Source organism: Bacillus sp. FJAT-27245 (genome assembly GCF_001273955.1).
Taxonomy (GTDB): domain Bacteria; phylum Bacillota; class Bacilli; order Bacillales; family Cytobacillaceae; genus Bacillus_D.
In genome coordinates, this window is sequence record NZ_LIGI01000001.1 from 3,361,764 (window position 1) to 3,377,286 (window position 15,523).

A 15,523-nucleotide genomic window follows, 5' to 3' on the forward strand; every position below is an offset into this window, starting at 1 on the left:
CTCTTTCCTGCCTAAATACAGTTTTACAGAAGCCGGAGATTTTTCAAAGCTTACTGTTTGCTGATCATCGGCTCAAGCAATCGATTGAGCTCTTTGGCGGATTGGGCCGTCAGGGAATAGACCGTATGAGTATCTTTTAAATTCATGATGGCACCCGAGTCGCCCCTAAGCCACAAATCATAGGTGTCTTCGCCTGCAATCATTCGGAAATCCGCAAAAGTCACGTCGACAATGCCCGGGACTCGCTCAGCGCTTTTGATAGCCTGCTCGATTTTTTTGGACGGAATGTTTGTCTGTAAAAGTAATTTTTTCATCACCCTCTAGCTTCCGTACAGTAATTTCGCCGGGGCTCGAACTCGTATTGGAGCAGGACAGCAGTGTAAAAACTGCCAGAAAACAAATCATGCCTTTCAGCAACTTTTTCATAGGAAACGCCTCCTAAATAACTTGACGAATTCGTCTAAAAATCGTTGCATCTACAGGGCTTTAAACAATACAAAAACCCTAAAAAAACCGCCCAACAAAACAATTGAGCGGTTGTAAAAGTTAACAGGCGGCAAGTGCCTGACACCAGGGTTATTCTTTTTTCTTTTGTTCGAAGATGGTTTTGTAGATTGAGCGTACGTTTTCGAGTGGGCTTTCTTCAATGAAGTAGGCGATGGCGGCCTCGCAAAGGGCGTAGGTGCCAGCCGTTGCGACAGCCCCGGAGATGACGTTCCCGGCAACCGGGATAATTTTCAGAAGCTGGCGTGCGACCTGCCTGAAAACGAGTCCAGCAGCGGCATTCACGCCAAGTGCACTTACAAACTCGGCGACGCCCTTTTTATCGAGCCTCTTTCCGCCTATCAGACCGATTGACGTCACCATCGCCATTTGCAGTCCTGTAATAATGGGGATATCAGGTCCCGGGATTGGGCTCGCCCCGATTGCGCCGGTTATTCCCGCGACGCTTTTCCCAATCCTCCTGGCCAGTTTTTTTTGGATCGATTTAATCTTGGACAATTTTGCGAGAATCATTTGCGCCTCATTGGGCAGCTGCTCAATCAAGTAATCGAGCAGTACATCCACGTTCCAGCGAATGTCGTAGACAATCTCACCGCCTTCGAATTCCATATAGGAGCTGACCGGAATTACTTTAACGGGCGCTGAAACCCCAGCTTCAAGCTTTGCAGCCAGCACTTCGACCGCTTCGGCAATGTTCTTCTGCTTCACTTCATCGTCAAACGGTGGTTTATCCACCGACTTCGGGCTAAGCTCGTCTACCTGAGTGACGACGCCGATAACCGGGATAGAATACTGATGCTCAGCCTCGATCATTTTTCGCAGCTCTGCAAGCTGTTTTATATCCTCATCTATTCTCGAACTTACTTCCTTTGCTTTGCTTAAAAATAGAATCGCATCCGGGCATTTTTCCCGAATCGACGCCTGGACCTCTTCCATTGCGGTGGCATATGAAAATTCCTCTTCGGGGCGGTCTGCTTCCCCTAGTCCCCGCGTGTCAAGGATTTCAAGGTTCCCAGCTTCCGATTCATATATGTGCCATTTCCCCATCCCGGTTCTGGCTTTCACGTCACCGATTTCCGCACGCATCTCACCAAAGATGGCATTGATCAAGCTCGATTTTCCTGCCCCCCTGCGCCCAACAATCGCAATCCGGGCAGGCCTGGCATTCAATGTGAATAATTTCAGCTGCTCGAGCTCCCCGCGAATCTTTCTCTTCAAAACCTCCGGAAGCTTCGATACGACCAGGCCATCGTAAATCGACTTAATTAACTCATCTATTTGTTTAATCCGTTCATCCTTCCCGTTGTCCATCCACAATCCCCTCCCGGCTTTGACTCTTATTATTAACGTTTTGAATTTAAAAATGTTTCAAAACAACTCCTAGACGATAAACCACATAAACACCATACCCTAAAACAAAACCCTCATACCCCTTTGTTGGAGTGGCAATTTCGAAAGACCGGTACAGTGGTTCTAAAAGAATACGGGTTTCCGGCATTATTATTGGGCAATTCGGCATTATTATTGGGCAATTCGGCATTATTGGTATGGTCGGAAAAGAATTCCGACTCGTTCGCCGTGATTTTCCGAATAGCTGCGAGTAGCAGGATCCTTGCGAACTTTTTCCTACACGCAAAAAAGCCCCGGCACACCCGCCAGGACCTAAAAAGTAATTGATACGAATGGCACCGCAGCGTTCATTAACGCATTACCTATTCATAATCTTCCGGATTGATGAAGAAGGTATACGCCAAATAAACGATAAATGCCAACGCGGTGGCGATATACCCCCAGCCGAGGATAACCTGATCGATCACCAGGTAGCTATTGCACAAATTGTCAGGCGCCATGATATACAACCAGCCCATCGCGACAAACAGCGCCGTAAAAAAAACAATAACCACCTTCCGCCCGAGCCCTGAAAGCTTCCCCCAGCTATCCCGCAACGGAACCCCGGCCAACAGCGGCAAACTAATAAATTTAAAAACCTCGACAACCTGAACCGTGAGCGCTTCATCCATCGCCCGTGGCAGCATCCAATACCCTATAACCACCACGAACAATAAAATCCCCGGAACCCCGTTCTCATCCCATTTTTCAAAAAAGTCCGGGAACCGGTCCAAGACGTACCGTCCAATAAAGAAGCCGGAAACAATGAGCAGCGGCATCTGCATGTGCATATGGACAATCATGATTGACTCCATGAACCCGGCGACCGGAGGAAGCGCCAGAGCCACGAGCAGCAATAAACCGTACACTCCCTGTTTCATCACTTCTCCCCCTTCCCAAGGATCCCAAGAACCTTCCGAGCCGCCTCGTCCGTCAGCTTGTAATCCATCACGTCAGCCAAATTGCCCTCTGGGTCGACTAGGTAAAACGCAGAGTTATGAGCAAAATTCCCTTCCCCATCAGGAATCACGATTACGCCAAACTCCTTCAGCAGCGAATCGAGCTCCGCCTGGTCCGCAATCCGCGCCATCCGCCAAGTCTCCCCATCGCTATCGAACATGTTCTTGTACTTATCGAGCCTCTCAGGAGTATCACGCTCCGGGTCGAAACTGATGCTCAAAAACACAATCTCCTTCCCTAAATAGCGCTCCGGCAGCTTCGTGTACACCTCGCCCATATTCCTCTCCAGCTCAGGGCAAACCGTCCCGCAGCTAGTATAGAGGAACGTAATGAACACATGCTTCCCTTTAAACTCTGAGAACGGGTACGTCCGCCCCATGCTGTCCTCAAGCGTCACACCCGGAAACGCAGGTTTATCCGCCTTCAACCGCTCAACCCGCGCATCCTCTGCCGTAAACGCCCGGAAACCGTCCGTCCCCACATAGAACAGCACAACCCCGAACAGCAGCACCACGACACACGCCCACGTATTCCTTCCAAGCTTCTTCATGAAAACCACTTCCATCCAGTGTAATCCCCTGGCAAAAACAACCGAACGCCAAACCCGCTCTTTTTTGAAAAACCCTATGGGTCTATGCCACCAGTGCGCAAGCCACACACACGGCCCAGCGAAAATTCCCACGAGCCATGTGCGCCAGCCCGAACCACATCTCCCCTCCGCACACCGCGAACCATCAAACCCCAACTACCCTCCACACACTGCGAACCATCCAAACCCCTCAACCTACCGCGTTACCAGGAACAGCCCAAACCTCAATCCCCTACCACGTCCTGAACGGCGGCGATCCCGGAGGCGCATTTACAATAAACTCCGTCAGCGGGATGACATACGCCATGCCGACCACGATGAGCATCACAACGATACAGATGCCCCAGCGCTCTGTCCAGTAAGGCGTTTTTGAAGCATTCTCTTCCTCCTCGGCAATCGGGAATTCTGTGTCGCCTTTCGGAGCGAAGAACATCATATTAATTACAGCATATACCTGGAGCAAAACCCCGATAATCAGCAGCGTGCCGCCAATTGCAAGCAAAGCGAGATACGGATTCCAGCCGATTGCTGTCGCATGGTCGCCATATGTTGTGAAGGACGTCCTTCTAGGCGAACCCATCAATCCGAGGTAGTGCATCGCGAACGCCATCAACGTCATGCCGATCGTCCAGACCCATGTCTGGATCAAGCCAAGCTTGTTCATCCCGCGAGTCAGCACCCTGCCGGATAGATACGGAACGAGCCAGTAGCTGATGCCGAAGAACGTCATCGCCACTGTCATGCCAAGCGTCAAATGGAAGTGCCCGACAACCCACATCGTATTGTGGACGACCTGATTCAGCTGGTTCGTACTCTGCACAATCCCGCCAGCGCCAGCCGGTATGAACGCCGCCATCGCGATGAATGGAGCAAGGAAGCGCACATCGCCCCATGGCATTTTTTTATACCAGCCAAGAAGCCCCTTGCCCCCATTCTGCCTTGCCGTCCTTTCGAAAACCGCGAACAGAGCGTAAGCAGTCATCAACGATGGGAAACCAATCGCAAGGCTCATGAACACGTGCATGAATTTAATTGATTCAGAGATGCCAGGGTCGACGATCTGGTGGTGGAAGCCTCCAGTTATGTTCATCACCACAAGGGAAATGATGACCACCCGGGTAAGCGTATCGCTCCAGCGCCTGCCGCCCATCAATTTTGGCACAACCACGTACCAGGCTGATGTCGCTGTCAAATACCAGATGTTCACGAGCGTATGCCCGAATGCCCAGAACAGCGTCCTTGAGAGCATGACATTGATTGTTTTTACCCAGCCGAATGCCCACGGAATAATCATGAACACTTCGATTGCAACCGGAATCGAACTGAAGAACAAGAGGATAAACACGCCTGTTCCAAAGTAAGCGAGTATCGGAACGTGCTGCCCTTTATGCTGCTTCCTCCAGGTTGCGACCTGCACAAACCAGCCGAACGCGCACATCCAAACGCCGAGCACAATGAACACGAGCCCGATGTAGAACCACGGAGACGCGGCCATCGGCGGATAGAACGTGAACATGACCGAAGCCTTGTTCAGCAAAATCGGAATCACCGCCATCACGAACCCGAACATTTTCAGCCCAAAGCCGATCCACGCCATCTTCCTGACTTTCGGAAGCAGCCCGCCCAATGTATGGGACATCGCCGCGTAGAAATAACCGATGGTGAAAAACGCTGTCAGGACAAGAATCAATAAAATTCCGTGTGCCGTCAGCACCTGATAATAGTTGAACCATGTCGGAAGCTCAAGAATTCCCGCCCGATTCAATCCCTGCAGCAACCCCAAAAATCCGCCGACGAGCAAGGCCATGAATGCGACAAAAATGTATGATTTCGATAATAGCGCGTCCTTTGAGTTGATGCCAAGAGCCTTGTTTGCCTTTTCTTTAAACGAGTTAGCCAATACTGTAGCCATTTTCCGCTGCCCCCCTTTATTTCACCGTAATTGTCGTAGCCATCACCTGGTGGCCCGCCCCGCAATATTCGTTGCACAAAACAAGATAGTCGCCCGCTTTTTCAAAAACCTGGGTGATCCTTTGGATATGCCCCGGCACGACCATCGCATTGATATTCGTTTCCGCAACCTCAAACCCGTGCACAACATCCTTTGATGTCAAAATAAACGTCACCTTCGCACCTGCGGGAACCTCGATTTTCGCAGGGGTAAAGCTGAACGCCTGCAGCGTCATCACGACTTCATATTCGTTCTCGCCTACCTGCTTCACGCCTGGCTGATCGAATGGCGCAATTTCATCGACCCGCTGCGGATCAATCGTTTCTTTGGCGCTCGGCGGCCCCATCTCCAGCGCGAACGTCTGATACCCCGTCAAAATCATAAACCCCATAATCATCCCGAAACTCAATGCCAGCCAAACCTTCTCCGAACGATGCATGTTAGCTCCCCCTAATACCTGGCCATAAACAGGCCGAATAGTACAAAATAAGTCAGTAAAATCACGCCGCCAACAACCCCAAGCGAAATGAACGTCCCCACCATCGAAGTCCCCTTGCCCTTGTTCGCCTTCTCCTTCATTGCACTCACCGTAAACCAGCCCCTTCACTTTTTYTTACCTCCATCTTAATTGCGAATGAGAATCAACAGCGTGAACTGAATCACACCCCAACCCCTCTTCTTGGAAAAGTTGGCCCCCGCACCTGTCGAATGTTCACACTTGGTTCTCTGCACGCGTAAAGCATAGCGTTGGAAACCTTACCCTGACAGGGTTTTGCAGTTTATAGAGGTATGCGAATCATCGGGAATGAAAAAGAAAACTGCCGAAAAAGATATCGTGACAAATTGGTGAACAATTCCTGAATGGGACCTAATTGAGAATTCGCAGCTGAGCAGGGGAAGTGGAACGGAAAAGTTTACAGGCGGTGATAGCTAGACAATTTATAGGAAACACGAAAAGAAAAAGCGGGCATACAAAAAGGGAAACCATATAGCGGTTTCCCTTTACTCCTTATAAAGGCTATATCACTGGCCGGAAATTTTAACATAAGTAAAATCTTCTTCCTTAATGTTCTTCATCCCCTCAACCTGGAGAGAGGTAAACTTTTCAAAAAGCTCCATAATCTCTTTCTGTTCATTGAGGAGAGACATGGCTTTAGTATACTCACTTTCGTTTGTATACGTAGAAATTTCAAGCCACTTCGTATGATCCACCTTGCTCTGAAGATAGATTGTTTGTACATCAACGAATTTGCTATACATCTCCGAGGCTTTTTTTTGAATGCTTAAATATTCGTCGATTTTGTCCGGTTGGATATGGTATTCATATACTTTAACAAACACCCTGCTTCCCCCTCGGGCCTCTCATTTTTTCGCTGCTGCGGGCCAATCCCCTTACGCGAACGCCGGCAATGTCACTACGATTGCCAGAAGGTAAATGATTGTAATGTAGTTGACCGAATAAAGAAAGAGAACACGCGCCCATTTTATGTCATCTTTTGCATAAAAGCCAAGGATAGCGACTGCCAGGAAGCCGAGGTTCAGCAGCATCGCAATGAGGACGAATAAACCGCCTAGCGATGTTAAATAGAGCGGCAATGGAAGCAGGCATAAAACGTAAACAAAGATTTGCCGTTTTGTCGGCTTCAAGCCGTACACGACCGGAAGCATCGCGACCTTGGCCGCTTTGTATTCGTCGTATTTCCGGATGGCAATCGCAAATGTATGCGGCATTTGCCATATAAAAAGGATCAGGAACAGGATAATTGGAACGAGCTGAAAACCCGAGTCAATCGCGGTCCACCCAATCATTGGCGACACTGCTCCTGAGACGCTGCCGATGACCGTGTTCAGCGTATACCGCCGCTTCGACCACATCGTGTACAGGAAGACATACATGAACCAGCCGATGAAGCCGTAAATTGCGGCTTCAAATGTCGTGAAAAGCAGGAGTACCTGTCCGATAACCGACAAAGCGATTCCGGTAATCAGGACTGATTTTAGCGAAAAATGCCCTGTCACTGTTGGGCGTTTCTTCGTTCGCTCCATAATCGTATCGATGTCGACATCGTACCAGTTGTTGATAACCAGAGCCCCGCCCATCAGCAACGTGCTCCCAAGCATCGTCAACGCAAAAATACCCGAATGGTCAGCGAAAGAATAACCATTGAAAAACAGCGCCAGCCAAAAACCCGTAAAAACAGGCAGCACATTTACCACCAGCACCGGACCCTTAAACAGCGAACGCACATCCCGCCAAAACATCGATATCCCACCATACTCAGCAGCCATCACGCAAAACTCCCAACCTAAATAAACTACCACTATTTTACCACTTTTCCGGAAACGCCGCGTCCGTTTTTAAAGGTACCTTCAACACGGTGCTTTCGATTGGTGCCTTCAATCGGTGCCAGGCACCAAGGCGGGACCTTTTTTTTGCCAATTTCGCACTAAATGAAAAAGGTGCCTGGCCCTCTCCCATGAGGGTACCCTGCACCAATTTCAGCACATACCTATTTGATTTACACCCTATTGCGGGCGCGAAAGTTCGTTTATTCCCCGGATTCAGGCGTGATGAAGAAGTAGACTTGCGGGTTTTCCGCGTCGCTTATGTCGGTTGCTTCCGTGTAGGTGATTCCTTTATAAGAGAAGGTTGGCTCATCTATTTTCTGTTCCGCGGTCTTGTTAAGGCCTTCCTCAATCGCCTTGATGTCTTCAGCAGTCGCTTTAGGGGTGGCTGAGCTGATTAACGTCTTTTTCAAAATGTCGTACTGGGCATTGATTGCTTCTTTTTGCTCGAGTTCATCCTTGTCAGTCACGTCGTCGGCAAAATGCTTCTTGACGAGGGTGACCATGTTCACCGTACCGTCCTCATTTAGCATCCCTGTAAAATCAAGGCCTTCCATAATCTGAATTGTAAACATTTCGCTCATTGTTTCATAGTTTCCAATCAATACTCTCGGAATATCTTTTCCTGCAGCCATTTCTTCATAAACTCGGTCATACACGCGGTTCGTTACCAAAATAAAATCATCGAGCTTCAAGCTATTTAATGTAGAATAGGAGTCAAGTTTGACACTTGCCGGGAGGCCGCTTAGCCCTCCTTCTTCTCCACCTTCGCTTTCCGTTTGATTATTATTCACAGACACAGGCTGCTTCCCTTCTTTCTCGCTGCAACCCGCCAGCACCAACAAAACCATTAAACAATATAGTAGATTTCTCACGCACTTTTCTTCCTTCCTGTAAGTAAATAGAGTCATAAATCCTGAAAGAGAATTGCGCCGCAAGTGAATGTTTCTTTATTTTAAAAAACAACTGGCGCTCCAAATAAGATATCAATCTTTCAAAGCTTCTATGTATTCTTGCTTTTGAAATAATGAATGATAGAAAATCGGCGCTTCGGGCATTTAGATTGAAGCCTTCCGATGGCCAATTTCACCCCTCTTCATCAAAAATAAAACTATTCTTAATTTTACCATTTTCCTCAGCTTATGACAGCAGAGTTTTCCATATTTTCAAAAAATAATTTTCGATTCTATCTTATCAATAAATTTGGGAGAATTGACGTGTTTCTTCTATAAAAATATACGTTCTAATCTAAAGAAGCCCTGTCCATGATTGACTTAGTGACCGAGCAACAACTGAAAGCCGGTGTTTTGGGCACTAAAGGACTACTTAGTGACCGAACAGCAACGGGCAGCCGGTGCTTCGGGTTCTAAAGGACTACTTAGTGACCGAACAGCAACGGGCAGCCGGTGCTTCGGGCTCTAAAGGACAACTTAATAACCGAATAGCAGTGGGCAGCCAGTGCTTCGGGCTCTAAAGGACAACTTAGAGACCGAACAATTGTAGATAACCAGTCCTTTGGTCACTAAAGGAAGATGTAGTGCCTAAACAGCAACTGATTGTTAGCTTATCGTTAAAAAATTTTCAATTTATAAAAGAGAGGTTAGTGAGAAATTCCACTGAAAGCCAAAAAAACTAAATTCGGCAAACAAGCAAAACCACCCCCAGCCTGGTAAAATCACCAGCTTTGGGGGTGGTTTACTTATTGCATCTATTTATCGCATACAAAATTTTTATTGCTTTTTTGCTACCTCTACTATGGTGCCAGCACCTTACATCTTCACCTTGTCCGCTCTTATTTTGTTAGGGCGACGTTGTGGAAGAATGGTGTGCCGCTGAAGTTGACGAATAGGCCGTCGATGCCGTTCATGCCGTGGACGAAGTCAGGGTGCTGCAGGTAGACCATTGGTGCTTCATCGATGACGAGCTGGGATACTTCTTTATAAGCAGCGTTCCTTTCGTCTTGATCGGTTGATGTGCGGCCTTTATCAAGGAGTTCATCGACCTTCTTGTTAGCGTAAAACGCGCGGTTTCCTGGGTCGCCATGCATGGACGAGTGGAACAGGGCATACAGGCCGTAGTCGGCGTCTCCTGTTACCGTTGTCCATCCAAGGACGAACATTTCATGGTCACCCTTTCCTGTCTTTTCAAGGAATGCGCCCCACTCAATAATTTCGATGGAAACTTCGATGCCGATTTCACCAAGATGCGCCTGGACCAATTCAGCAATGTCGGAGCGCTCCTTGCTTCCTTCGTTCACATAAAGAGTCGTTTTGAAGCCATCAGGGAAACCGGCTTCTGCTAGCAATTCTTTCGCGGCATCCACATCGTATTCAAGCGGCTTCAAATCCTGGGAGTTCCCCACGACAGTTGGAGCGAGCGGGCCAACTGCGGCAACACCCTGGCCGTCAAGGATACCCTGGACGATATCATCTTTATTGATCGCCATTGCAATCGCCTGGCGGACTTTCACATTGTCAAACGGCTTTTTCTTCATGTTGAAGCCTACATAATCCATACGGGTTCCCTTTACACGGTCAAGCTCGATGCCAGCAAGGCCCTCAACGTGAGTAACATCGGAGGAGCCAACGAGCATGACATGTGCTTCGCCTGCCTCAAGCATCGCAACGCGTGTGGCCTGTTCAGGGATTACCTTGAAAACAATGGAGTCAAGTTTCGCCTTTTCTCCCCAGTAATCATCGTTGCGGACGAATTTGATTTCTGCTCCGCGGTTCCAGGAATCAAATTTGAACGGTCCCGTGCCAACCGGGTTTTCATCCACTTTCTTGCCGCCGCTCTTTTCTTCTTCAATTGCAGAAGGAGCGATGATGGAACCTGCGTTATGTGCCAGGTGGGCCGGCAGTGGCGCGAATGGCTTTTCTGTCTTGAATTGGACAGTATGGTCATCAACGACAACCACTTCCTTGATCATGTTCAGGACGACAGCCCGCGGTGAAGCGAATTCAGGATCAATGAGCCTCTCAATGCTCATTTTCACAGCATCGGCATTGAAGTCAGTTCCGTCGTGGAATTTGACGCCTTTTCGAAGCTTGAATTCCCATGTCGTATCGTTAACAGTATTAAATTCCTCCGCAAGCGAAGGAACCACTTTTCCATCTTCATCATACTCGGTCAAGCGATCGAAAATCTGGGTTGTTGCGTTTGTTGTGGCAGTGTCATTTTTGCCATGCGGGTCAAGTGTTGGCGCGTCGGATGGAGTTACAAATACGAGCTCGCCGCCATCCTGGACAGCTGGAGTTTGTGTGTTATCCCCCCCGCCTTGCTTCTTTTTCTTGCCTGATGCGCTGTCCCCGCTGCACGCTGCCAAAACGAGCGTGAATGCCAGCATGAGCAGCAAGAAAATATTCTTTTTTGCTTTCATTTTCATACCCCCTTGTATTTTTCCTTGGGTAAACCCAAGTTCCGTTTATAATAATTTAAAAATTAAAAATAATCAACAAATATATACATTTATGTAAAATCATACCATTTAATACCAATTTACCAAATGCGAATTTTAAAAACCGGAGGAAATTTTTGCTGATTGATTGGACAACGACAACGTAGTTTAATAGAGCTTTTTTTAAAAAAAGACCTGCCTATAGGCCGCCCTATGGCATTAGTCGCCGATTGACTGGAAAGGTTACACCAATTTAAGCAAATATTATTTAATTATACAAACATTTGTAAAATTCTTAATGTGTCGCTATTATGTTACTAAATGTGTAAACATTACAAAAATTACTTTTATTACAGAGAAAGGTAGGTATGGAAAATGAATGATGCGCCACTTCAACCTTCAGCAGGTATTCCGGTCGTAACCGAGACGGCCCGTCCTGCTTCATGGAAGACGTTTTACCGCAAGCTTGCCAAAAACAAGGCCGCGTTGGCAGGTGCGTTTATCGTGCTTGTTTTCGTGTTGCTAGCGATTTTGGCTCCGATCATAGCACCCTATGATCCTTTGAAAATGAACATCGTGAATAAATTACAGGGTCCGTCCGCCGAACACTGGCTTGGGACGGATGATAAAGGGCGGGATATCCTCAGCCGCCTCCTATGGGGGTCGCGGATTTCCCTTACCGTTGGAATCCTGTCGACATTGCTTGGCGCAACTGTTGGGATTGTGCTCGGGATCGTTTCCGGCTATTACGGACGATGGATCGATTCCCTTATTATGAGGTTTTGTGATGTGCTCCTCGCATTCCCGGGCATCCTTTTGGCGCTTGCGATTGTTAGCGTCCTTGGTGCAAGCACGACGAACGTCATTATCGCGGTCGCGTTTTTTGCGGTGCCAACTTTTGCAAGGATTGTAAGGGGCTCGACCCTTGGTGTAAAAAAGCTTGAATACATAGACGCCATTAAAGCGATGGGGGCAAAAGATTCTAGGATTATTTTCAGGCACATCCTGCCGAATATCCTCTCGCCGATCATCGTCCAGTCGACACTGTATATCGCATCGGCGATCATCACGGCCGCGGCGCTCTCCTTCCTAGGAATGGGAACGCGGCCGCCCGATCCGGAATGGGGAACGATGCTGAGCCAGGGGCGTTCCTATATTCGCCAGGCACCGCATATCACGCTGTTCCCGGGGCTGTTCATTTTGCTCATCGTCGTTGGCTTCAACCTGTTTGGGGACGGCCTGCGTGATGCACTTGACCCGAAAACGAAAAAATAAGAAAGGAAGGTGAACCGCATGTTCATTTTCATCCTACGACGACTTGTTCAAACAATCCCCGTCATGATCGGGGTTACGCTGGCGGTATTTTTGATGATGCACCTCATTCCCGGTGATCCCGCGAAAATTATGGCGGGAGAAAACGCCAATCCGGAGCAGATTGAAAAAATGCGCGAGAAACTCGGCTTGAATGACCCGATTCATATTCAGTATATAAAGTATATTGGCGATGCCATCCAGGGCGATCTTGGCAATTCAATCCGGACTTCCCGGCCGGTCACAGATGAAATTTTCAATTCCCGCTTTGCGATCACCGTCCAGCTTGCTGTAGTCGGAACATTGGCGGCGGTCGTATTCGGCCTGATTGCGGGCATTATCTCCGCGACAAAGAAATATTCGGTTGCGGATGTGAGCATAATGCTCATTGCGTTAATCCTGCTGTCGATGCCGAACTTTTGGCTCGGCGTCATGCTAATTTATTTGTTCTCAGTCAATTTGGGCTGGCTTCCCGTCGCCGGCTGGGGTGCGCTCGAGCACATCATTCTCCCTGCGATTACGCTTGGGACCGGCGGCGCGGCAATCATTGCCCGGATGACGCGCTCCAGCATGCTTGAAGTCCTGAACCAGGATTATATCCGGACCGCCTATTCGAAAGGAGTCAGTGACCGGCTTGTCGTTTACAAACATGCATTGCGCAATGCACTCATTCCGGTTGTAACCGTTGTCGGCTTGCAGTTTGGCGGCCTGCTTGGCGGCGCTGTCATTACCGAAACCGTTTTTGCGATTAATGGGCTTGGCCGCCTGATTATTGATTCGATCCGCGCCCATGATTTTCCGATGGTGCAAGGCACGATTCTCGTGTGTGCCGTACTGTTTGTGTTTGTAAACTTCCTCGTCGACATTACGTACAGGCTGATCAATAAACGCATTGAATTGAACTAAGGAGGCTGTTCGCATGGCTTTTTCAAAAAAAGATAACATACTCGAAGTTAAAAATCTGCGCACCTCCTTTTTTACGGATGAAGGGGAAGTGAAAGCAGTTGACGGCGTTGATTTTTCAATCGAAAAAGGGAAAACGCTCGGCATTGTAGGAGAATCCGGCTCGGGGAAAAGCATTACCTCCCTTTCGATTCTTAGGCTGATTGATGAATCGACCGGGAAAATAGTCGACGGGGAAATACTGTTTAAAGGGGAAAACCTTATCACTAAATCAAAAAAGCAGATGATGGCCATCCGCGGGAACAATATATCGATGGTTTTCCAGGAGCCGATGACATCACTCAATCCGACAATGACGTGCGGCGAGCAGATTGCCGAATCGATCCGCATTCACCAAAAGATTTCACGGCGGGAAGCTTGGGTAAAAGCGATCGATATGCTGCGCCATGTCGGGATTCCTTCTCCTGAAAAGCGGGTGAAGCAGTTTCCGTTTGAATTGTCGGGAGGGATGCGGCAGCGCGTGATGATTGCGATTGCGCTCGCCTGTAACCCGGAGCTGTTGATTGCCGATGAGCCGACGACAGCGCTTGATGTGACAATCCAGGCTCAGATTCTTGAATTGATCAAGCAATTGCAGGAAAAGCTCGGGACATCCTTGATGATTATAACCCATGACCTCGGCGTCGTCGCCGAAATGTGCGACAAGGTTGCGGTCATGTATTGCGGAAAGGTCGTGGAATACGCGGATGTGAAGGCTATTTTCACAAACCCGAAGCATCCGTATACAGTCGGGCTGCTGAATTCCGTACCAAAACACGACGAGGACTATGAAGGCGACCTCGCGGTGATCCCCGGATCGGTTCCAAGCCCGTTCAACTTGCCGAAGGGCTGCCGATTTGCGCCGAGATGCCCCCATGCGCGCGGGCTTTGCAACGATGAATTGCCGGATTTGCTTGAAACCGGGGACGGCGGCCAGGTTCGCTGCTGGATGTACAGTGAAAAGTGGGAGGAACAAAGAGAGGAGGTCCRGCTGCCATGAGTATGAGTGCGCCAGCGGCTGTGAAAACATTGCTCGAGGTTAAGAACCTTAAACAATACTTTCCTATCAAGGGTGGCATTTTCGGGCGGACCGTCAACTATGTCAGGGCCGTCGATGACATTAGCTTCACTGTCCAGGAAGGCGAAACCGTCAGCATTGTCGGCGAATCCGGCTGCGGAAAGTCGACGACAGGCAGAGCCATCCTCCGCCTCGACAACCCCTATGCCGGTGAAGTAATCTTCAATGGCGAAGATTTGCTTTCATTGAGCAAGGAGGAGATGAGGAAAAAGCGGCAGGACCTACAGATTATCTTCCAGGATCCTTACGCGTCGCTGAACCCTAGGCAAACGGTCAGCCAGATTTTGGAGGAGGCGCTCCAAATCCAAAATGTTGTCCCGCCAAAGGAGCGGAGGCAGAAAATCGCCGACCTGCTGCAGACAGTCGGCATCGGCATGCATCAGATGGACCGCTATCCGCACGAGTTCAGCGGCGGGCAACGGCAGCGGATCGGGATTGCCAGGGCATTGTCCGTCAATCCGAAACTTGTCATTTGCGATGAGGCTGTCTCGGCGCTCGACGTGTCGATCCAGGCTCAAGTCCTGAATTTGTTAAAAGATTTGCAGCGAAAATTTCAGCTGACGTATTTATTCATTTCCCATGACCTTGGCGTTGTCCGCCATATCTCGGACCGCATCATCGTCATGTATCTTGGGAAAATTGTTGAAATCGCCGATAAAAAGTCGCTGTTCGAAAACCCCCAGCACCCGTATACAATTGCCCTGCTGTCGGCGATTCCAAGCACGAATCTCGAACAAAAGCGTGAACGAATCATCCTGAAAGGCGACGTCCCATCCCCGATCGACCCGCCGCAAGGATGCCGTTTCCATACACGGTGCCCGTTCGCATTCGACCGGTGCCGCACCGAAGAACCTAAGCTGTATAGCGTGGACGGCAAATCCCACAGCTCCGCCTGCCACCTCGTCGAAAACGGGCAGATTGACTTTGGGACGGTTCCGGCAAACTATTAATTTTGTTCTAGGGAGAAGTTAGGAAAACTAAGAATTGTAGTGCCAAGTACGCAATAGGGGACGGCAAATGTCCTGATTGGTACCTCTTGGCGGTTGCCAGGCACCT

15 protein-coding genes are annotated in these 15,523 nt (G+C 48.9%); 4 read left to right on the plus strand and 11 right to left on the minus strand.

The features are described from left to right. Positions 1-50: 50 nt before the first annotated feature. From ADU24_RS16565 to ADU24_RS16610, 11 genes are all read right to left on the minus strand, one after another. Entirely contained in the window at positions 51-317 is a 267-nt protein-coding gene (locus tag ADU24_RS16565) for a hypothetical protein (protein WP_197277520.1), read from the minus strand. A gap of 259 nt (positions 318-576) precedes the next feature. Beyond that, entirely contained in the window at positions 577-1,815 is a 1,239-nt protein-coding gene (locus tag ADU24_RS16570; RefSeq protein WP_053367657.1) for a GTPase family protein, read from the minus strand. A 401-nt stretch (positions 1,816-2,216) separates the two neighbouring features. Then, positions 2,217-2,774 carry a hypothetical protein gene (locus ADU24_RS16575; RefSeq protein ID WP_197277521.1) on the minus strand — a complete coding sequence of 186 codons (558 nt, stop codon included), beginning with the start codon at positions 2,772-2,774 and terminating at the stop codon, positions 2,217-2,219. Further along, complete coding sequence (locus tag ADU24_RS16580; protein WP_053368976.1) at positions 2,774-3,403, minus strand: SCO family protein; 630 nt, start codon at positions 3,401-3,403, stop codon at positions 2,774-2,776. Before ADU24_RS16580 ends, ADU24_RS16575 begins: the two co-directional genes overlap by 1 nt. Positions 3,404-3,674: 271 nt before the next feature. Continuing rightward, positions 3,675-5,354: a cbb3-type cytochrome c oxidase subunit I gene (locus ADU24_RS16585; RefSeq protein WP_053367659.1), complete on the minus strand. Its 1,680-nt coding sequence runs from the start codon at positions 5,352-5,354 to the stop codon at positions 3,675-3,677. Between the two features lie 16 nt (positions 5,355-5,370). After that, the gene (locus ADU24_RS16590; RefSeq protein ID WP_053367660.1) at positions 5,371-5,832 is read right to left on the minus strand and encodes a cytochrome c oxidase subunit II; all 462 of its coding nucleotides are present in this window, start codon (positions 5,830-5,832) and stop codon (positions 5,371-5,373) included. Positions 5,833-5,843: 11 nt separating this feature from the next. Continuing rightward, positions 5,844-5,981, minus strand: coding sequence for a cytochrome c oxidase subunit 2A (locus ADU24_RS23105; RefSeq protein WP_156324607.1), 138 nt, complete (start codon positions 5,979-5,981; stop codon positions 5,844-5,846). 435 nt (positions 5,982-6,416) lie between these two features. After that, the gene (locus ADU24_RS16595) at positions 6,417-6,734 is read right to left on the minus strand and encodes a hypothetical protein (protein WP_053367661.1); all 318 of its coding nucleotides are present in this window, start codon (positions 6,732-6,734) and stop codon (positions 6,417-6,419) included. A 51-nt stretch (positions 6,735-6,785) separates the two neighbouring features. Further along, complete coding sequence (gene cyoE / locus ADU24_RS16600) at positions 6,786-7,682, minus strand: heme o synthase (protein WP_053367662.1); 897 nt, start codon at positions 7,680-7,682, stop codon at positions 6,786-6,788. Positions 7,683-7,942: 260 nt separating this feature from the next. Beyond that, entirely contained in the window at positions 7,943-8,614 is a 672-nt protein-coding gene (locus tag ADU24_RS16605; protein WP_156324608.1) for a hypothetical protein, read from the minus strand. 917 nt (positions 8,615-9,531) lie between these two features. Next, positions 9,532-11,118, minus strand: a complete 1,587-nt coding sequence (locus ADU24_RS16610; protein WP_053367664.1) for a glutathione ABC transporter substrate-binding protein — start codon at positions 11,116-11,118, stop codon at positions 9,532-9,534. Between the two features lie 393 nt (positions 11,119-11,511). On the opposite strand from ADU24_RS16610, the gene ADU24_RS16615 reads away from it, so the two are divergent. The 4 genes from ADU24_RS16615 to ADU24_RS16630 are packed head-to-tail and all read left to right on the plus strand — an operon-like array spanning position 11,512 to position 15,417. Next, positions 11,512-12,411 (plus strand): ABC transporter permease, encoded by a 900-nt coding sequence (locus ADU24_RS16615; RefSeq protein ID WP_053367665.1) that lies wholly within the window; start codon positions 11,512-11,514, stop codon positions 12,409-12,411. 18 nt (positions 12,412-12,429) lie between these two features. Further along, positions 12,430-13,353, plus strand: a complete 924-nt coding sequence (locus ADU24_RS16620) for an ABC transporter permease (RefSeq protein ID WP_053367666.1) — start codon at positions 12,430-12,432, stop codon at positions 13,351-13,353. Between the two features lie 13 nt (positions 13,354-13,366). Then, positions 13,367-14,389, plus strand: a complete 1,023-nt coding sequence (locus ADU24_RS16625) for an ABC transporter ATP-binding protein (RefSeq protein WP_053367667.1) — start codon at positions 13,367-13,369, stop codon at positions 14,387-14,389. Next, the gene (locus tag ADU24_RS16630) at positions 14,386-15,417 is read left to right on the plus strand and encodes an ABC transporter ATP-binding protein (RefSeq protein ID WP_269432241.1); all 1,032 of its coding nucleotides are present in this window, start codon (positions 14,386-14,388) and stop codon (positions 15,415-15,417) included. Before ADU24_RS16625 ends, ADU24_RS16630 begins: the two co-directional genes overlap by 4 nt. Positions 15,418-15,523: the final 106 nt, after the last annotated feature.